The organism is Mycoplasmopsis synoviae ATCC 25204 (genome assembly GCF_000969765.1).
Classification (GTDB): Bacteria; Bacillota_I; Bacilli_A; order Mycoplasmatales; family Metamycoplasmataceae; genus Mycoplasmopsis; species Mycoplasmopsis synoviae.
This window is the reverse complement of record NZ_CP011096.1, coordinates 365,765-386,706: the sequence shown is the minus strand read 5'-3', so window position 1 is coordinate 386,706 and position 20,942 is coordinate 365,765. Positions and strand designations below refer to the sequence as shown.

The 20,942-nt window shown below is 27.0% G+C and carries 15 protein-coding genes; 5 read left to right on the top strand and 10 right to left on the bottom strand.

Annotated elements, in window-relative coordinates; genetic code table 4:
* Positions 1-85: 85 nt before the first annotated feature.
* Positions 86-2,683, top strand: a complete 2,598-nt coding sequence (gene gyrA / locus VY93_RS01725; RefSeq protein WP_020002943.1) for a DNA gyrase subunit A — start codon at positions 86-88, stop codon at positions 2,681-2,683.
* Between the two features lie 52 nt (positions 2,684-2,735).
* On the opposite strand, the gene VY93_RS01720 is transcribed toward gyrA, so the two are convergent.
* The 8 genes from VY93_RS01720 to upp form a co-directional block, all read right to left on the bottom strand.
* Entirely contained in the window at positions 2,736-4,919 is a 2,184-nt protein-coding gene (locus tag VY93_RS01720; protein WP_020002944.1) for a hypothetical protein, read from the bottom strand.
* A gap of 141 nt (positions 4,920-5,060) precedes the next feature.
* Positions 5,061-5,918 (bottom strand): hypothetical protein, encoded by an 858-nt coding sequence (locus tag VY93_RS01715; protein WP_020002945.1) that lies wholly within the window; start codon positions 5,916-5,918, stop codon positions 5,061-5,063.
* Positions 5,919-6,226: 308 nt separating this feature from the next.
* A complete protein-coding gene (locus VY93_RS01710; RefSeq protein ID WP_020002946.1) occupies positions 6,227-6,739 on the bottom strand; it encodes a hypothetical protein in 513 nt (170 codons plus the stop codon).
* Between the two features lie 451 nt (positions 6,740-7,190).
* Positions 7,191-7,403: a hypothetical protein gene (locus VY93_RS01705; RefSeq protein ID WP_020002947.1), complete on the bottom strand. Its 213-nt coding sequence runs from the start codon at positions 7,401-7,403 to the stop codon at positions 7,191-7,193.
* Between the two features lie 37 nt (positions 7,404-7,440).
* A complete protein-coding gene (lon, locus tag VY93_RS01700; protein ID WP_456298985.1) occupies positions 7,441-9,420 on the bottom strand; it encodes an endopeptidase La in 1,980 nt (659 codons plus the stop codon).
* A 733-nt stretch (positions 9,421-10,153) separates the two neighbouring features.
* Positions 10,154-12,451: a class I tRNA ligase family protein gene (locus tag VY93_RS01695; protein ID WP_020002949.1), complete on the bottom strand. Its 2,298-nt coding sequence runs from the start codon at positions 12,449-12,451 to the stop codon at positions 10,154-10,156.
* An 8-nt stretch (positions 12,452-12,459) separates the two neighbouring features.
* Positions 12,460-13,230, bottom strand: a complete 771-nt coding sequence (locus VY93_RS01690; RefSeq protein ID WP_020002950.1) for an MPN527 family putative ECF transporter permease subunit — start codon at positions 13,228-13,230, stop codon at positions 12,460-12,462.
* Positions 13,230-13,850 carry a uracil phosphoribosyltransferase gene (gene upp / locus VY93_RS01685; RefSeq protein ID WP_020002951.1) on the bottom strand — a complete coding sequence of 207 codons (621 nt, stop codon included), beginning with the start codon at positions 13,848-13,850 and terminating at the stop codon, positions 13,230-13,232. Before upp ends, VY93_RS01690 begins: the two co-directional genes overlap by 1 nt.
* Positions 13,851-14,008: 158 nt before the next feature.
* Here upp and pheS point away from each other — a divergent pair, with 158 nt between their 5' ends.
* From pheS to glyA, 4 genes are read left to right on the top strand one after another with little or no spacing between them, the layout of a single operon-like run.
* The gene (gene pheS, locus VY93_RS01680; RefSeq protein ID WP_020002952.1) at positions 14,009-14,950 is read left to right on the top strand and encodes a phenylalanine--tRNA ligase subunit alpha; all 942 of its coding nucleotides are present in this window, start codon (positions 14,009-14,011) and stop codon (positions 14,948-14,950) included.
* 3 nt (positions 14,951-14,953) lie between these two features.
* A complete protein-coding gene (locus tag VY93_RS01675; RefSeq protein ID WP_020002953.1) occupies positions 14,954-15,628 on the top strand; it encodes a uracil-DNA glycosylase in 675 nt (224 codons plus the stop codon).
* Positions 15,612-17,792, top strand: a complete 2,181-nt coding sequence (locus VY93_RS01670) for a phenylalanine--tRNA ligase subunit beta (protein WP_020002954.1) — start codon at positions 15,612-15,614, stop codon at positions 17,790-17,792. Before VY93_RS01675 ends, VY93_RS01670 begins: the two co-directional genes overlap by 17 nt.
* Positions 17,793-17,794: 2 nt before the next feature.
* The gene (gene glyA, locus VY93_RS01665) at positions 17,795-19,060 is read left to right on the top strand and encodes a serine hydroxymethyltransferase (protein WP_020002955.1); all 1,266 of its coding nucleotides are present in this window, start codon (positions 17,795-17,797) and stop codon (positions 19,058-19,060) included.
* A gap of 27 nt (positions 19,061-19,087) precedes the next feature.
* Here the strand turns inward: glyA and VY93_RS01660 are convergent, their stop codons facing one another.
* Positions 19,088-19,384, bottom strand: coding sequence for an antibiotic biosynthesis monooxygenase family protein (locus VY93_RS01660; RefSeq protein ID WP_020002956.1), 297 nt, complete (start codon positions 19,382-19,384; stop codon positions 19,088-19,090).
* A 1-nt stretch (position 19,385) separates the two neighbouring features.
* On the bottom strand, positions 19,386-20,942 hold the full coding sequence (gene metG, locus VY93_RS01655) for a methionine--tRNA ligase (protein ID WP_020002957.1): 1,557 nt from the start codon (positions 20,940-20,942) through the stop codon (positions 19,386-19,388).

Below are 20,942 nucleotides of genomic sequence, written 5' to 3'. Positions count from 1 at the left end.
TCGAAAATGCCCGAAATTTAGTATAATTTAAATAATTAACTTGTTAATTATTAAAATTAACAAATTAGCAGAATAGGAATTTAATATGATCGATAACAACAAAGAAAATAGCGAATACATTTTAGACGAGGGTGAATTTGAAGAAGATCAGCCTGAATTAGTTTTCAAGCAGGAAATTAAAAAAGATGAAGAAGAAGACGATACTGAAATTCCACCACAGGAAGAAGAATCATATCGTGCCCAATCTAAATTAATTGATGAACCAACCGAAGGGTTAACTCCAGTTGCAATTCATGATGAAGTTGAAACTTCATTTCTTGATTATGCAATGAGCGTTTTAGTTTCAAGAGCAATCCCAGATGCTCGTGATGGACTAAAGCCAGTTCATAGAAGAATTTTATATGACATGTCAGAACTTGGAATGACTCCAGGAACTCAATATAAAAAGTCAGCTAGAATTGTCGGAGACGTTTTAGGTAAGTATCACCCACATGGTGATTCATCTGTTTATAACGCAATGGTTCGTCTTGCGCAAGATTTTTCAATGCGTTATCCACTTGTTGATGGACATGGCAACTTTGGATCAATCGATGGTGATGAACCTGCTTCAATGCGTTATACCGAAGCTAGAATGGCTAAAATTTCAACAGAGCTATTAGAAGGAATTAAGAAAAATACTGTTGACTTTGTCGATAACTATGATTCAACCGAAAAAGAACCTGCGGTTTTACCTTCAAGGTTTCCTAACTTGCTGGTTTCAGGATCTATAGGTATTGCAGTTGGAATGGCAACTTCGATTCCTCCTCACAACTTAAAAGAAACAATCGATGCAGTAATAGCCTACGCTAGAAATAAAGATATTACCGTTGAAGAACTTCTTCAATACATTAAAGGGCCAGATTTTCCAACTGGTGGAGTAATTTTAGGTACTAAAGGAATTCTAGAAGCTTACAAAACTGGTAGAGGACAAATTCCTCTTAGATCTGAATATGAAATTGTTCAACTCAAAAATGAAAAATTCAGAATTATAATTACCAAAATTCCTTATAACATTAGAAAAAGCGCAATTGTCGAATCGATTTCAAAACTTGATAAAGAAAATGCTGTTGAAGGAATTTCTGATTTAAGAGACGAATCAAACCGTGATGGAATTAGAATAGTAATTGACATCAAAAAAGGATTTAATCCTGAAGTTGTATTAAATAAACTATTTAAAAAATCAAGTCTTTTAACTAAATTTAGCGTTAACATGGTTGCTTTAGTTAATACCCAACCAAAATTACTTACCTTAAAAGACGTGCTAGATGTTTATCTAGAACACCAAAAAGAAGTTTTAACTAGAGAGCTTAATTTTGACTTAAAGAAAGCTCAAGATAGCATTCATATCTTAGAAGGTCTTTTAGCAGCAACTAACAACATCGATGATGTCGTAGCTTTAATTAAATCCTCATCTAGTGATGAAGTTGCATCAAAGAAATTAATTGAAAAATATTCTCTATCAGAAGAGCAAGCTAAGGCAATATTAAATATGCGTCTTGGTAGGCTAACTGGCCTTAGTTATTCAAAAATGACAAATGAAATTGAAGACCTAAGAAAAGAAATTCAAAGAATTACTTCGATATTAGATAGCGAGCAAGAGCTGGTTAATAACGTAATTGCAGATCTAGAAAAAATTAAAGAAAAATACGGTGATAGCAGAAAAACTTCAATTGATGCTAGTGCATCGAGTTCTATCGATGAAGAACAGTTAATTCCTAGAAAAGACATCGTAATTACCGCTACAGTTGATGGATTTGTAAAAAGAGTTAATCTAGAAGAATACAACCTTCAAAATCGTGGTGGAATGGGATCAACTGGAATGAAAACCTGATCTGGTGATGCGATTTTATCTATAATTCAAACTAATACTCACGTTGATTTATTTTTATTTTCAAATCTTGGAAAAGTTTATAAGCTAAGAGCTTATAAAATTCAAGAAGCCGATAAGAAAAGCAAAGGTAATTCATTTGCAAATTTAGTTGAATTAAATAAAGAATTAAACGAAAAAATTATTAGAATTCTCCCAGTAGATAGCTATGAATCTAATCTTCATTTATTAACCGTTACCAAAAAAGGAATTGTCAAAAAAACAGCCTTAGATAACTTTAAAAAAGTTAGATCAAATGGAATTAAAGCCTTTAAACTAAAAGACGAAGAAGATGAATTAAAAGATGTAATTTTAGTTACAGATTCAGATTTAGTTTTAGTTGCAAATAACCATAAAAATGTAGTTAAATTCGAAGCTTCAAAAATTAGAAGCCAAGCAAGAAATTCAATTGGTGTTCAAGGAATGAAGCTTGATGGAAAATATGAAGTTCAATCAATTTCATCATCTAAAGAAGGAGAATTTGTTCTTACCATTGGTGAATTTGGTTTTGGTAAGCTAACCGATCATAAAGAATATTCACTTACAAATAGAAATGCTAAAGGCAAAACTTCAATTAATCCAGCTAAAGCCGGTAATTTAGTATTTGCTAAATTTGTAAATCCTACTGATGAATTATTAATTATAACCGCGCAAGGAAATACCATTAGAACTCAGCTTGATCAAGTTTCAGTGTTTTCTAGAAATTCTAAAGGAGTTAGAATTATTAAGCTAAACGAAGGCGATAAAATAATTTCTGTCGAAGTTATTAAAAACTAAACAAGCAAAATAAGCAAAAAAAAAGCCAAAATTAGCTTTTTTTGTTTTATTTTTATCTTGAACTGCTGCTACTGTTTGAACTTGAGCTTGTTGAAAGTTGATTAACAAACTGGAAACTTTTGGTAAATTCGTATTTATCATCACCTGCAAATAGTGTAACTTTTAAATTAACATTTAATGTGAATTTAACTGTTGTATTTTCAAGAGAGTAATTTGAAAATGAAATTGGTTCTACTTCTATTTTGTATGGGGCAAATAATTCGTTTCCATTTTGTTTTAATAGTTTTGTTTCACTATCATATGCGCTTTGTAAATCAACATTGTTGAATTTTAGATCTCAGAAACTACTATTTTGTCTTGCTTCATCAGCTTCGCTTAATAAGAATGTGAAACTTAAGGCTTTAAATAATGAACCAGTGTTTTTGTTAGTGAAGTTTGTATCCGTAGAATTACTTTTTACTAAGTTAGCTATTATTGATTTATTTCCACTACTTTTTACAGATAAATCAAATTTGCTAAGAACTGGATCTGTAAGACTCATTTCAGTATTAAGTTTATTTAGTCCGCGAACTGTAAATCTTCTTCTTGAAGATTGAACATTGCCATCATTAGCAGTGCTATCAAGAGCTACTAGATATGCGTCAAATGTTAATTCTCCAGTTAAGTCATTTGGAACTAAATTTTCATATTTAACTTGGATAACTTTGTCATTTGTAGTTTTTACTTGTTGGCTATTAAAAAATGTTGGGTCAAATTGTAATAAAGTATTAGTTAATTCAATTCCTTTTTTAATTCTTCCTCAGTAATATGAAGGATATTCTTTTTGAACGCTAGAACCAGTTAAAGAAGCAACTGAAACTTTATTGTTTAAAATGTAACTTAATTCACCACCTAGTGAGTATCCAGTATTAAAGTCAATTTCTTTATCAATTAATCTAACTTTGGTTTCTGTCACTTCACCATTTTCAAGTCTTTTGCTTAATAAATCTAGATTTAAGTTAAGCTTTGTTCCATTATCTTGAATTTGCATTGTGTTAACAAAAACTCTATTTTTACGTATTAAATCTAATAAGTCATAGTTAACTGTAAATTCTTGATCTACACCAGTAAAACTTTTTAAACCAGAAAGAATTTCTTCTTTGCTTAGTTGATCTGCAGTTGCATTTGTTAATTTTTTACTATATAAAGAATTTTCATTAAAATCTGTTCCAACTGAGAAAATTCTTTTTGTTTGTTGTAATCCGCTTAAGTTAAAATCAAATTCTCCAGTTACTGAAGGATTGCTGCTGTTAACTACAGTTGAACTAAATGATAATGTACCTAAAGCGTCATCGTAAGATTTAACAACAACATTAAGGAATGTATATCCATTTACACTAAAACTTGAGTTAAACACAACATCTGAAGGGAAGGTTGTTCTAGATAAGTTTAATGTATCTAAAATATATGCTGGACCATTTATTGTAATTGAGTTTCTTGTGTTGTTACTTTGATCAAGAACAACTTTATCTTGATTTATAACATCAGATTTTCTTGGAGTACTTTGAGAAGCTTCTACTTTTTTAACAACAAAATCATTTGATTGGTTAAATGTAATTCTTTGACTTTTATCAACTAATTCATATCCAGCTGGAACATAATTACTTAATGATAAAAGAGAATTCTTATCTAAGTTTAATGTAATTGTTTTAACTACTGTATTGTCTTGTAGTTTAAAGTTTAAAGTAGTTGTGTAATTAGTTGTTGATTTTGAAAGAAATACTGTATTGTCTTCAAATAAATGAACTCCATCTAAAGTAAATCTTGAATCTAATTGATAGTTTGCTGGAAGATTCACTTGTAAAAATGCAGTTAGTTTTTCATCTCTATCAGTAAAAAAACCTTCAACTTTAGCAAGTTCTTGTCTTGTAGCTCTATCAACTAAAGAAAATTTAGTTAATTTTTGTTGTACTTGAACTGTAACTGAAGTATTTTGCTTAACGTCATAAAGTAAAGTTTGATTTTCCTTAAAATCATAACCAAAAGGAACATGATTTTCTAAATTAATACTAAACTCTTCTCTACCTTTAAATGTTGTTTTTGAAACTTCTGTTTCGCCATCTTTAAAAGTAACTTCTGCTGCAATTTCTTGTCCTTGATTACTTCCGCCAGTACATGAAATTGCTATTAAACTAGTCGAAGTAATAATTAATGGGGCTGTTATTAAGTGATTTAAAAATTTTTTTCTTTTTTTCATAATTACACATTATATATATTATTTTATGAAAAAGCCGAATTTTTGCATAAAAAAAGCAAGTTTTATTAACTTACAATTTTTAATGAAATTATAATCATTTTAATTTGCTAAATATAAAATCAAAAATTAATTTTTAATTTATTATTCGCTATTTTCAGTTGATAGTATTATGTTATTTATTTGAATATTTTTTATATATTCAAAGCTTACATACAATCCATTTCCATCCGATAATTTAATTACTAAATTAACATTTAAATCAAAATTAACATTATTTTCTTGAAGAGAATAATTCGAAATTGATACTGGTTTTATTTCAATTGAAAATGGTGAAAATATTTCAGTGCCGTTTAATTTTAATAATTTTTTGTCATTATCATATGTATCTTCAATTGATACATTATTGAATTTTAAATTATAAAAATCAGAAATTTTTAAATAATCATAATAAGGATCTCTAAAAAACTGAAAACTTAAAGCATTAAATAATGAATCTTCACTTGTTTTATCTTCAAATCAACTTTGATCATTTGATTTTTCTTTAATTAAATTAGCGATCAATGAGTGATTTACATTTTCTTTGATGCTTAAATTAAATTTTTCAAGAAGATTGTTTTTAGAATCTTCCACATTTATTTTATTTAAACCTGTTATTTTGAATTCTACTCACTTTGATGAGTTAGATTCATTATAAGGACCTTGAGTAGGTTGATATAAATCTTGATTATTATTGTATCTATCTGCTATTAAATAAAAACCAATTTCTAATTCGCCAGTTAAATCATTTGCTTTTAATACAGAATATCTAATTTTAATTGGTATGTTTTCAGTTGTTTTTAATCCGTATTTTTTCCCATATTCTTTGTCAAACGTTATCATTTTTTCAAAATTTTTTCATTCTTTTAGATTGAATGAATAATAAGATGGAAAATGTTTTTTAATCTCGCTAACATTATCAGAAGAATTAACTAAAATGTAATTATCTAAAATATAGTTCAATTCTTCTTTATGTGAATATTTTGAAACATCAATACTAGCTATTGTTTTTGCTAATTTTCTCGTATTTTCTGTAATTTTATTATTTTCAAATTTTTTGCTAACAATATCTAAATCTATATTTAAAAAATATCATCAGCAAAATATAAAATCCCTTTCAATTGAAAGTTTATTAACTATTACTTTTTTATTTTTTATAAGCTTTAATAATTCAAGTTGATATATGCTAATTCCCTTATTTTTATAACCAATAAAACTTGTAAGAGCTTCAAGTATTTTTTCTTTGGGTAATTTTGTTATTTCATCTCTATTTATTCTTTCACGATATAAAAATTTGGGTCAAAACTATAATTAAAATCTTTTAGTTGATATATTTTTCGTAAACCTTTTAAATTAAATTCAAATTCTTTTTTCGCCTTGGAATTGTTATTTTTAGTCACAATTGCTTTAAAAGTTAATGTGTCTAAATCATCATCATAAGATTTTATACTTGTTAAAAAATTATATCCATTGGATGAAAAATTAGATATTAACTTAAAATCAGAGGCAAATGGGTCAGCATTTAAATTCGAATACAATAATAAATTTTCAAAAATATATGCAGGATCATTTATTGTGAATTTGCCTAATTGGGTTTCGCTTTGATCAATTTCTATTTCGTTTTCATTAGCAATATCTGAGTTATCATTTTCTCTGGTTTTTATTTTTTGAACAATAAAATCATTTGTCCAATTAAATAAAATTAATGATCTTTTGTTAACTAATTCATATCCATCTAGAATATAATATCCTAAAGGTAAAATAAAACTATAATCTAAATTCAAAGTATTTTTTTTGACTAAGCCATAATTGTCTTGTCTAAAATTTAAAGTAGTTACATAATTATTTTTTGATTTTGAAACTTTTGATGTATTTTCTTCAAATAGATTAATTTCATCTAAATTAGGGTCTGAATCTAATTGATAACCTTGTGGAATATTAACTTGTAAAAATACATATATTTTGTGGTCTTTATAAGTGAAGAAATTTTCAATTTTTGCTATTTCTTGATTTGTGTCTTTATCTATTAAAGAAAATATTGTTAATCTTTTTCAATTTCAACTGTTAAAGTAGTATTTTTTTAAGATTGTATATTGATTTTTGATTTTCTTTTATTTTGTAGCCAAAAGGAACATGATCTTCTAAGTTAATATTTAATTCATTTTTATTATTAAAAATTTTTCAGAAATGAATTTTTGATCTTCTAAAAAATTACTTCTGCCCTAATAACTTTTTTTATTGTCTTCCGTTTTTTTTATTCAAAACATCATTTTTCTGATCATTTTTTTGATCAGGATTGGAATTTTCATTGTCGTTTGTTTCATTACATGAAACACCAGTTAAACTAGTTGAAGTAATAATTATCGGCGCAGTTATTAAATTAGCTAAAAATTTTTTTTGATTTTCATAGATGACAATTATATATTTATATTTAGTGAAAAGCCTCATTTTTCGGACAAAAAAACAAGCATGGTAACTTGTCTTTTTAATTAAATGTTATTGTGTTTTCTGGTTTTTGATCTCTAAATAAAATTTGAAAAATTTCATTATATCTTTTTACTGGAATATATGTTATTTCTCTTTTTATTTCATCAGGAATTTTTTGTAGATTATCAATGTTTGCATGTGGAATGAAAACGTATTTTATTTTCTTTCAGTAAGCGGCAAATGATTTTTCTTTAAGTCCACCAATTGGGAGAACTTTTCCTTGAAGAGTAATTTCACCAGTCATTGCATAATTATTAGGAACTGGAAGTCTAGTTAAAGCTGAAATAATTGCGGTTGTAAATGTAACTCCAGCAGAAGGCCCATCTTTAGGTGTGGCTCCTTCAGGAACGTGAATGTGAATTGTGTGTTTATCAAAATCAAATGAATGAATTCCAAAATATTTTGCATTTGATCTAACGTATGTTAAAGCAATTTGCGCAGATTCTTTCATTACGTCTTTTAATGAACCTGTTAATTGGATTCCGCCTTTTTCAGATTTAAAGACATTAACTTCAATTTCCAAATCAGATCCACCGTGTGTTGAATATGCTAAACCTGTTGCAATTCCTGGAATTTCATCGTGTTTGTCTTCATCGGTTTTATATGGAGCAGCGCCAAGAAGTTCTTCTAAATTATTTAAACTAATATCAAAAGATTTTAAATCAGGCTCTAAAACTCTTTTAATAACTATTTTTCTAGCTATTTTATCTAGAATTCTCTTTAGTCCTCTAACACCAGCTTCTCTAGTGTAACGATTAATTATAAATCTTAGAGTTTCTTCAGAAATGTTAAATAGTTTTTCATCTAAATAAACTTCATTTATTACTTTAGGAATTAAATGTTTTTGTGCAATTTGCACTTTTTCATTTAATGTATAAGGATCTAATTCTATAACCTCAACTCTATCGATTAAAGCTTCAGGAATATTTTGGAAATAGTTAGCAGTAGCTATAAAAATTATTTTTGACAAATCATATTCTTGTTCTAGATAGTGATCTTGGAATTGTGCGTTTTGTTCAGGATCTAAAACCTCAAGCATAGCACTAGCAGGATCACCTTTATGATCTGATGCCATTTTATCGATTTCATCAAGTAAAAACACAGCATTAGAAACGCCAGCTTTAGCAACACCTTTTACAATTTTTCCAGGCATTGCACCAACATAGGTTCTTCTATGTCCTCTAATTTCACTTTCGTCTTTAACACCACCTAAAGAAATTTTTACGTATTTTTTATTTAGTGCTTCTGAAATAGCTTTGGCTAAGGTAGTTTTTCCGGTTCCAGGAGGACCTACTAAAGCTATAATTGGAACGTTATTAAATACAGCTTTTTCACTAGGTTTATCTTTAAATAAATTTAAGTCAATTTCATAATTTTCATCTATAGAAACAACTTCGTTTTTATAGTTTTTATTATAAGTTTGAGCGTTAATTAAAACTCCAAGGTGTTCTAGAATTCTTTCTTTAACTTCTTTAATTCCGTAGTGATATTTTTCTAAAACTTCTCTTGCGTATTTAATATCTAGTCTATCTTTTGAAACTTTTCTTCATGGAAGTTTTTTAAGATATTCAACATAGTTTTTAACTAAGTTAGCTTCAGGAGAAGCTTGCATCATTTCTGAATATCTTTTAGTTTCATCACGAATAATTTCTTTAATAGAATCCGGATACATTTTCTTTAAGGTTTTATTTTTAAGTCTTTTAACGTATTCATCTTTATCGTCTTGAAGAATATCTTTTCCAAGTTTAGCAAGCTCGTCATCGATTACTTTACGCTTTTCTCTAAGCATGAATTCTTTTTGTTGATTATTTAGCTTTTTAGAAATTTCGCTGGTGATATTTTCTTCTAGTTTAAGAGCGGTTTGAATAAAGTTTCCAACCTCGTTAATTAGACGAGTAAAGTTACCATAGTCAAAGCTATTGTATAAATGTCATTTGTGTGGAAATTTATTTAAATCTAAAAATCCAAAATAAGTCATTAGACTTTCAAAATTATTAAGTAAAAATTCAGATGGATCATTATCTTGAGTTATTTTAGAATCAATTAAAGCTTTAATTTCTTCAATGTCATAAGGTTTAACTTCATCTTTAGCGCCATAATTTTGCTTGAAAAGCATAGCAGTTCCTGCTTGGTTATTGGTGCTAATTCCAAATGAATTTGAATTATTTACAAGAGTTTCAAAAATACTAAAGAAATTCATTTTGTTTTGATCTTGTCTAAATTCATTCATTAAATTTTCTTTAACATCTTCGACATTATTAATATGTCCACTAAGAACCATTTCATAACCTACTGTACCTTTAGCGTTACCATCAACTAAAAAGTTAGCAGACATAATTTCATCTTGATTCATTTCATATGAAAAATTTTGGATATCAAAAAAATGCAATGCTTTAAAAGTTAGTATCAATGCTTTTTCACCTTGATACATAACTTCTTTAGCATCAAGAGGTTTTATATAAAGACCTCTTTGAAGAAATTTAACTTCTTCTGTGTATACATCTTCTGCATATACAATTACAAGACGATCTTCATTTTTAAATTTAAATTTAGTAGTTTCTAATAACTCGATGCTATCTTGTTCTAAAATTAAAACTTCGCTATATCCAAATGGAAAGGAAATTTCGTCAGTTTTTACTATTACATAGTTTAAAGTTTGTTTTTTTTGCATATTTTTTTCTCCAAAATTCTGCTAGTAGGTAAATACTAGATTATTTTATTACAAAATTAATTAATTTACTTGGAATATAAATTTCTTTTATAACTTCCTTATTTTCTAGTCATTTTGCAACTTTTTCTCTAGCTAAAAGAAAAAGATTTTCTTTGGTTATATTTTTTTCAACTTGTAATTCGCCTCTTAATTTACCATTAATTGTAATTCCAATTGACATGGTATTTAATTCAAGAGCAGCTAAGTCTATTTTTTGGTTTTTAAAGTTTTTTAAATTGAAATATTTTTGTGAAATATCTCAAGCAAGATGAGGAATGAAAGGTTCTAGCACATAAGTTAGTACGTAAAACATTTCTGTTATTAAATTAGAATCTTCTTCATTTGAATATTCATTTAAAGTTTCCATTGATCATGAAATTAAAGTATTAAATGCATATTCATTTTCCTTAACTTCAAAAATTTCTTTATTTTTTACAAGTGATAAATAAAGTTTATATCTTGCAAGTTTTTGCTCTTTTGTTAAATTTTCAGGAACCTCAAATTTTCCGCTCTTATTAATAAATTTAACTTTATCGGTTAGTCTTGTTAGAAATTTAAAGCATCCTATAAGACCTAAATCGCTTCATTCTAATTCTTTTGAAGGAGTAGTTGCAAATAAAATAAATAATCTAGTTGCATCTGCTCCATATTTTTCAATCATATCAGTAGGAGCTACTACATTTCCTTTAGATTTAGACATTTTAAAACCATCTTTTAACACCATTCCCTGGGTTAAAAGAGATGAAAAAGGTTCTTTAAAATCTATTAGTTTTAAATCAGCTAAAGCCTTAGTGAAAAACCTTGCATATAAAAGGTGCAAAATAGCATGTTCAATTCCACCAATATATTCATCAACTGAATTTCAGTATTTTAATTGCGCCTGATCAAAGATTTGATTTCATCTTAAATCTTTAGGTGTTGTATATCTTAAAAAATATCAACTTGATTCAAAGAATGTATCTAAAGTATCAGTTTCTCTTTGAGCGTCTAAGTTACAGTTAGGGCATTTGGTTTGAATTCATTTTTGATTTGATTCAAGTGGATTTCCGCTGGCGTTAAATACAACGTCATCAGGAAGTAAAACTGGAAGGTTTTCTAGCTTTTCTGGAACAATTCCACATTTTTGACATTTAACAATTGGAATTGGTGTTCCTCAATATCTTTGTCTTGAAATTCCTCAATCTTTTAAATTGAATTTAACTTCTTTTGTGAAATTATTTTCATCAAAAGAATTATTTGCTAAAGATTTATCTAAATTAAATAAATCAAAATATGATTTATGTTTTTCGTTTTCTAAATTAAATAGTTGAGAATCAACATTTGAATTGTTACTTAAAAAATCAACTACAACTAAATCAAGATTTAAATTTTGATTAGGTAGATTTGCTTTTAAATTTAAATTAATTAAATATTTTTTTGAAAAGTCTTTATTGTTATAAGCTTTATCGATTAAATTTATTTGTTCTAAATCGCTTTCGCTTAATTTTGCTTCTTTAATTAAATCTAAAACTAGATCATGTTTTGATGATAAAGCTAAATATTTTGCAGATTTTAGTTCGCTAAAATTTTCAAAATATAAATCATAAGTTTTACCATTAAAACTAAATTGAGTTTTGAAAAATTTTTTTTTACCAATTCAGTTTTTTTGCATCTTTAAAACTTCGCTTGGTCATTTATTTTCAAGAAGTTTTAAATCAGCTAAAAGTTCATTTGCATACTTGGTTATTTTTAAATAATAAGTTTCAAGTTCTTTTTTTTGGATTTCATTATCACATCTTCAGCATTTATTATCGATGACTTGTTCGTTAGCTAAAACGGTATTATCTTGTTCACAGAAATTTAAAAGACTTTTTTTACGGTAAATTAAATTATTTTCTAAAAACTTTAAGAAAATATATTGTTCTCATTTTGTATAGTCATTATCACATGTTGCTAGCTCTCTATTTCAAGAAAAAGAAATTCCTAGCTCTTTGATAACTTTATTCATTGTCTCTATATTTTCATAAGTTCATTTTTTAGGATGAATATTATTTTTAATAGCAGCGTTTTCTGCAGGAAGACCAAAAGAATCTCAACCAAAAGGATGAAGCACATTGAAATTATTTTTACGGTAGTACCTTGCGATAGCATCACCTATTGTATAGTTTCTAACGTGTCCCATATGTAGCTGTCCGCTTGGATAAGGAAACATACTTAAAACGTATTTTTTTGGCATTGAAAAATCATTCTTTGGTTCAAAAGAATTATTTTCAATTCAATATTTTTGTCATTTTTTTTCAATTTCTTTAAAGTTATACATATGTTTCCTTAATATCTATTTTTTTCTTTTTGTTTTCTTACTCTTGAAAATAATTTTATTTTTACTTCTAAAGAAAATAAAATTGCAATTGGCACTAAATTAATTGAGTAATTTATTAGATTGAATATTATATATAAAGTATATGAACCGCCATAATAATTATTCATTCCAAGAAAGAATGCCTTAAAGCTAACGTCATATTTAGATACTAATTCACTTAAAGTGAAAGTATCTAAAGTTCTAAAAAGTTTGAAATATAAAACATTAAATAAAAAAGTATTTAGTGTTGATAGTAAAAATGTAGAAATAATTATTGAAATAATGGCAGCAGAAAAAAATGAATAAAATTCATTTTTATGAAGTCTTTTAAGATTTAATTCTGCGATTTCAGATTTTGTTAAATTTTCTAAATTTAAATTGTTGCTATTGAATTTAGATTTAAAAAATTTAATAAACAAATGATAAAAGAGAATATAAATGCCAATGAAAAAAAAATTGCTAAGTAGCACTATTAAATTACCAAGATAGCTAATTGCAAGATCATTTTGACTTCAAATTAAAGGAACTATTAAAAAATATAAAAGCAAAATTGTTATGCTTCATTTATATCCAAGAGTATATAAACAAACAAATGAGACAATTAATAAAAAGTGAAAACTCAAAAATGGTGCGATTGGAAATTTGACAAATGATGATAAATAATTCATCATAATTCCAAGCGATAAAAAAATCGAAGCTAAAGCTATTTCAAAAATTATATTTTTATTTTTTGTCTTCATTATGTTCCAAAAAATTTATCACCAGCATCACCTAGGCCTGGCGAGATAAATCCGTTAGAAGTTAATTTTCTATCGATTGAAGCGGTGTAAATATCAATATCTGGATGACGAGCTTGCAGTTTATCTAGAGTCTCTTGAACGGTAAGTAGTGATGCAAATGAAATATTTTTATATCCCATTTTTTTCATTTCATCAATTACATAAATTGCGGAATTTCCAGTAGCTAGCATTGGATCAATAATTACTACAAAAGTTTCAGGATCTAAGGTTGGTACTTTATTTAAATAGCAAACTGGTTTTAGAGTTTTTTCATCTCGCGATAGTCCATAAAAACCAACTCTAGCTTCGCTTGCGATTTCTAAAAATCCATCAAGCATACCAAGACCAGCTCTTAGAATGGGAACAAATAAAATATCTTTATTTAATTTTTTACCTTTAAATTTTTCATCTAATACAGATTTTGATTGATATCTTTTAGCTTTGTATTTTTTTAAAACCTCATAAGCCATCAGGCTTGAGATTTGATTTAAATTTTTTCTAAATTCGTCAATTTTTGTCTTTTTTTCACGTAATTTTGAAAGTTTTATTTCTATTAATGGATGTTTTACTAACTTTAACATTTGCCCTCAATTAAAATTTTTTAAATTATATTACATTATAGATAAGAATCTATTCCCTTTATATAAATTAAAAAATTTGAAAATAAACAAAAATAAGACATTTTATAGCTTATAAGTATGTATATAATATAAAAAATAATATTTTAAAGTAGACTAAAATGAAATTAGATTTAAATGAAATTAACAATCTAGAAGATTTAAAAAAATTAAAAGCAAAATTAAATGCTGCCGATTCTGAAATGAGTCTTTTAAAAGAAGAAATCAAAAAAGCTTCTTATCAACAAAAGGCCCTTTTAGGTCAAAAAATCTCAAAGCTTAAAAATAAGTATCAAGACTTTTTTGAAAAATGTGAAGAAAAAATTCAAAAGCTAAAAATTCAAGAAAAAATCAATAACGAATTTTTCGATTTTTCTAAGCTAGTTAATAAACCTGCAAAACTTCACGTGATAACTGAAATTGAAAATCGTTTTAGAACTTGATTTTTAGCTCATGGTTACTATGAAAGTTTTTCGGGAGAAATTACAGATGATTTTGAAAATTTTGAAATTTTAAATATTCCGCAAAGCCATCCAGCGCGGGCAACGCATGATTCGCTTTATTTTAATAAAACCAAACTTCTTAGAACTCATAATACTGGAATTTCAATTAATGAAATTTTAAAAAGTGATAAAAAAGAAATTTCAACTTTTGCAATCGGTAAAGTTTATAGAAACGATGAAGACGATGCGACCCATTCGCACCAATTTACTCAGCTTGATTTTGTTTGCGTTGGAAAAGTTGGTTTTTCAAATTTAATATGAACTTTAAAAAGTCTTCTTAGCTACGTATTAGAAGAAGATATTAAAATCAAACTTAGACCGAGCTATTTTCCATTTACCGAGCCTAGTGTTGAAGTTGATGTGTTTTATAAAAACAGATGAATTGAAATACTAGGAGCAGGAATGTTGCATCCTAATATTTTAAAAAACAAGAAAAACTGAAGTAATGAATCAGCTTTTGCTGCTGGAATTGGTCTTGAAAGAATTGCCATGATTAAATATGGCTTTAATGACATTAGAGAGCTATATTCAAATGATTTGAGAATCATTGAAAAGTTTTAATAAATGAAAAATTCTTTTTTAATGGTTTTACAATCAGAAGGTAAAAAACCATATTTTAAAAATATTCTTAGTGAGCTTGAAAGAATCGGAAAAGATGAAGTAATTTATCCAGCTCCGCCTGATATTTTTGCAGCCTTTAGTGATTTTGAATTATATGAAACAAATCTTATTTTCTTAGGTCAGGATCCATATCCTAATGGACATGCTAATGGTTATGCGTTTTCATCTAATTCAGAAAAAACTCCAATGAGTTTAAGAAATATTTTTAAAGAATTAAAAAAAGACTATCCTGAAGTTTTAATTCAAAGTAATAATTTAAAAAACTGAAGCAGGCAAAAAGTTTTATTGCTAAATACCGTGCTAACTGTTTCTAAAAATAAACCTGATTCACATAAAAATATTGGTTGAGAAAGTTTTACTTTAAAAGTTGTTGATCTGATACTAGGATTTAATAAAGACTGCATCATAGTAGCTCTTGGCAATAAAGCCAGAGACTTTGTTTCAAAGCTTGAAAATCCAGTTAAAAATTTAATATTTCTATCGCATCCTTCACCGCTTTCATATAATAAAAGCTTCAAAGATTCAAAACTATTTTTAAAAATAAATAATTTATTAAAAGAGCAAAACAAGCCAGAAATCTCTTGAGATATTAAAGGAGAATATGATTTATTCACTTAAACATTTAAATAAATATTTGCCAGAAATTAAATTAGATCAAAGCGTTACAAAAGCGCTTGAATCTTTAGGTTTTGAAGTTGAATTTTTTGAAAAATTTTCAAGCAGCAAAGGACTTTTATTTGCCAAAGTTTTAAATGTTTTTGATAATCCTAATTCAACTAAATTACAAGTAGTTGAATTAGATACAAAACTTGGGAAACTAACAATTCAAACCACTAATAAAGTTTTATCTAAAGGTGATTTAACAATTTGTTATCCAGTTGGTTCTAGCTATCAAGGAAAAGAATTCCAAGAAGTTACAATGCAAGGATATAAATCTCAAGGAATGCTTGCTTCTTTTAGTGAAATCGGCTACGATAATTCGCTACTTACCGATAAAGATCAAATTTTAGTTTTACCAAAAAATTTTGCTTCTTTAAATGATGATGCTAGTGAAAAGTTAGAGTTAAATGATTATATTTTCGAGCTTTCTATTACTACCAATAGAAACGAAATTAATTCATATTATTTTTTAGCTAAAGAATTAGCGGCATATTACAATACAAAATTTAGCTGCGAATTTTTAGATGCAAAATTAAAGCAAAGCTTTGAATCAAGCTTTAAATTTGAAGGTAATTTTTTAGATAAAAATTACTCTTTTACTCTTCTTGAAGCTAAAGGAAAAGTTAGCACTTCTTTTGAAGAAAAACTTTTACTAGCAAAGCATAAAATTGATTCTAAATTTAATCCTGCAGTTAATTTGACTAATCTAGTTTTAATTAATTTAGGAATTCCAATTCACGTTTATGACAAAGCTAAATTAAAAAATACAAAGTTTAGCGTTGATTTATATAATGGCAAAGTTAATCTTTTAGGAAATAAACAAGTTGAAGTTAGTGACGCGCTAGCTGTATTTAATGGTGATAAAGTAGTATCTGTAGCTGCTACTATGGGACTTGAAGAATCTAAAGTAGATTTACAAACAAGTGAATTTGTATTCGAGATGGCTAGCTTTCCATCAAAACTTATTAGAAACAATGCAAAAGAAATAAAAATGAATAGCAATGCTTCTAATTTAGCGTCAAAAACTATTACTAAATATCAAGTTAAATTAGCTCATAAATTCTTATTTAATTACTTAAAAGATTTAAAGCTATCAAATGTAGTTAATGATTTTGAATTAGATAAAAAAGTTGAAATTAATTTTGATGAAGAAAAACTTCAAAGATATTCAAATGGACTTCCATCTAGTGAATTTATTAAAGCTTTTGATAAATTAAAATTGCTAGAATTTGAATTTGAAAATCAAAAAATTAAAGTTCCTCTTTATAGATATGATGTAAGTATTTTCGAAGATATAATCGAAGAGCTTTTTAGATTTTATAACTATGATAATTTCAAAGAAATTCCATATATTCAAATTCCTGGTGAGTTAAAAGCTGATAATAAAAACTTTAAAGAAAAATTAAAAGCATTAGGTTATAGCGAAGCTAGAACTTTTACACTAGTAAATGAAAAAGATTCTAAATTTGATCCTTTAGATTTAAGTGATGCAATTAAGCTTGAAACTTTTGTATCAAAAGAAAGAGAATTTGTTAGAAATTCGCTTGCGATATCTTTAGCAGAAGCCGTCAACAATAACAAAAAGAAAAAGATAAATAATGTTAATTTATTTGAAGTTGGAATGGTTAATGCTAATTTATTTTATGCCTGCCTTGCAACTACAGATAAAAGCTTTTTAGAATTAAAACAAGACTTTGTTAGCTTTTTTGATAACTTAAATTTAGAATTCAAAAAACCAAAAAACCAATTCTTACATCCTAATTATTCAGCTGAAATTTATTTAAATGACCAAAAACTAGGTTGAATTGGAAAAATAAATCCAAGCTTTTTGGATCTTGATTGTCTTTTTGTTGAATTTAAATACGATTTATATTTTGATGATAAATTCAAAAAATATGAAGCTCCAAATTTAGATGTATTAAAATCAATAGATTTAACTTTTGAACTTAATAATAATGAACATTTACAAAAATATTTAGATAAAATTAATTCTGTTGCAAAAGTTTTTGAAATCAAAGAAATTGATGATTTCAAAAAAGAAACCTCACATAATGTTTCACTAAGAATTACAGCTCCTAGCGCAGAAATTGATAAATTAAATTCACATTTCAATAAGGATTAATAATGTATAAAAATTTGAAATTAAATGATAAATATGTTCAAAAAGCTATTAATTCAGAATTTAAAAGACAAAGAAATTTCATCGAATTAATTGCAAGTGAAAATTATGTATCCGATGATGTTTTAAAAGCTCAAGGAAGCGTTTTAACTAATAAATATGGAGAAGGATATCCATATAGAAGATACTACGGAAGCTGTGAAAATGTCGATATGGTCGAGCAAGTTGCAATTGATCGTTTGAAAGAAATTTTTAAAGTAAATTATGCAAATGTTCAGCCTTATTCAGGAAGCGTAGCTAACGCAGCAGCTATCGCTAGCGTAGTTCCTAATGGCGGAAAAATAATGGGGCTATCTCTAAAAAGCGGAGGACATTTAACTCACGGATATAAAATTTCATTTAGTGGTATATTTTACAATTCAATTACTTATGAAGTAGGTAAAAACGGAATGCTAGACTATGAAGAAATTAAAAAAATAGCACTAGTAGAAAAACCTGATTTAATCATCTGCGGATATTCAGCTTATCCTAGATTAATTGACTTTAAAAAATTTAGAGAAATAGCTGATTTATGTGGTGCTAAATTAATGGCTGACGTAGCTCATATTGCAGGTCTTATTGCCGGCGGAGTTCATCCAAGTCCAGTAGGATATGCGCACGTGATAACTTCTACAACTCATAAAACTTTTAGAGGTGCAAGAGGTGGCGTGATAATGACCAATGACGAAGAAATTGCTAAAAAAGTTGATCGTTGAGTTTTTCCTGGATATCAAGGTGGGCCGCTATTTCACGCCATTGCTGGAAAGGCAATAGCCTTCTATGAAGCTCTTCAACCTAGCTTTAAAACATATGCAGAAAATATTGTCAAAAACGCTAAAGTTTTCTCTGAGGCATTTATTAAAAAAGGTGTTGAAGTAGTATCTGGCGGAACTGATAATCACTTGCTTTTAATTAACGTTAAATCTTCATATAATATCACCGGAAAAGAAGCAGAAAACTTCTTAGAAAAAATTAATATTACTATCAATAAAAATTCAATTCCTTTTGACGAACTTCCTCCGCTGGTTACTTCTGGAATTAGGCTAGGAACAGCGGCTATGACTTCAAGGAATTTTACAAAGTGAGAAGAGCTAGCTGAAATAATTGATTATTCACTAAGAAATTTAGAATTTTTAAATTCTAAATCTAAAGCTGCAAGAGACAAAGTCAAAGAACTTAAAAATAGAGTTTTATCATTTAATAAAGAATTTCCAATACTAAAAAAATACTAAATAAAAATGTCAAACATCTTGACATTTTTATTTCGCGGTTGTTACTTCAAAAACAAGAGAAGTTTCCTTGGCAAAAGATTTTAGCGTAAAAAATTCTTTTTTAAATTCTTCTTTTGTTACAAAAGCTTCATAAGCTTGTTTATTTGTTCATCTTTGAACTAAAAGCACGCTAACTACTTCTTGATCTTTTTTGGTAATTGCATATTCAAAGCTTAAATTTAATTCTTGCATTTGAGCTTTTTTAACAAAAACATATAAATAGTCAATAAAACCTTTAATTTTTTCTGATGCTACTTTGTAAAGAGTTGCTTTTATAAAAATCATATTAATCCTTTTTTAAACGGTTATATAAAATATATTTATCAGGGAAAATAGTTTCATTAAATTTAGAAAAATCATCAATTTTTTCTAAATCAAAATGAGTTACTTTTAAAACTTCTGCTACTTCTTTTGTTTTATTTTTAAAGACAATTGAATAATAACATGATAGCGCATAAATTCCATTAAATAAAACAATAAGTATTTTTTCAAGTTCTTTTAAATTATCTTTAAGAGTTCAAGGCATTTTAATGTCGATAAATTTATTTAAATCAGATGCCAGTTCTCTTGCTACTTCAAAAGCTTTATCAACAAAATATAAATCCATATGCTTTTTAAAATCAACTTTTGATTTTAAAATTTTTTCTTCGATTTCTAAGAAATCTTTTTCTGTATTTTTGCTGTATTTTAATGGAACGCTAAAACTATTTGCATACATTTTAAGGCTTCTAGAAATTAAATTTCCATAGTTATTAATAATATTTGCATTAATTGAATCAACTAATAGCTTTTCATCAAAAACTCCATCGTTACCCATTGGAATTTGACTAGCTAAAAAGTATTTTATTTGTTCTTTGTCAAATTTTAAAAGAAGTTCATTAGGATCTACAACATTACCTTTAGATTTTGACATTTTTCCATCGCTAGCTAAGATTCAACCATGGGCTACTATATTTGTAGGCTGCTTTAAATTAAGTGCTTTTAAAAATATAGGTCAGTAAATCATGTGAAATCTTGCAATTTCTTTTCCGATTAAATGAACCACTTTTGAATTAGGATTTTCTCAAAAGTTTTTGAAGTCTTCACTTTGAGAATCGTAGTCTAATTCTGGATTATATCCCAATGCACTTATGTAATTTGAAAGCGCATCAACTCAAACGTAGAGAGTATGATTTAAATCTTCTTTAATAGGAATAGCTCAAGATACATTTGTTCTAGTTACCGATAAATCTTGAAGCCCATTTTTAATGAAATTATTTAGAATTTCATTTTCTATTTTTTTAGGAAATAAAAAATTAGAATTTTCTGCAAAATATTTTTTTAGTCACGGAGAAAACTCGCTCATTTTAAAAAAGTAGCTTTCTTCTGAAACTTCAATTAATTCATCATGTGATACTGGATGGTAATACTTACCATTTTTTTCTAGCGCTTGCGATTTGGTAAAAAATTCTTCAGCAGAAACTGAATATAACCCGGTGTAATTATTTTTATAAATATAGTTATTTTTATAAAAATAAGAAAAGATTTTTTGAGCTGTTTTTTTGTGATTTTCAGAAGTAGTTCTTATAAAAATATCATAGTTAATATCGTAGCTATTTCAAAGCTCTTTGAATTTAGCAGCTACGCTATTTACAAATTCAATTTCACTTAAATTATTTTCTTTAGCTTTTTGTGCGATTTTACTTCCGTGCTCATCGCTACCGGTTAAAAACTTAGTTTCATTACCTAAAAGTTTTTGGTAATTTCTAATAACTCAAGCTAGTGTGGTTGTATATAAATGACCAATATGCAAATTACCAGATGCATAATAAATTGGAGTTGTAATATAAAAGTTTTTTTTCAT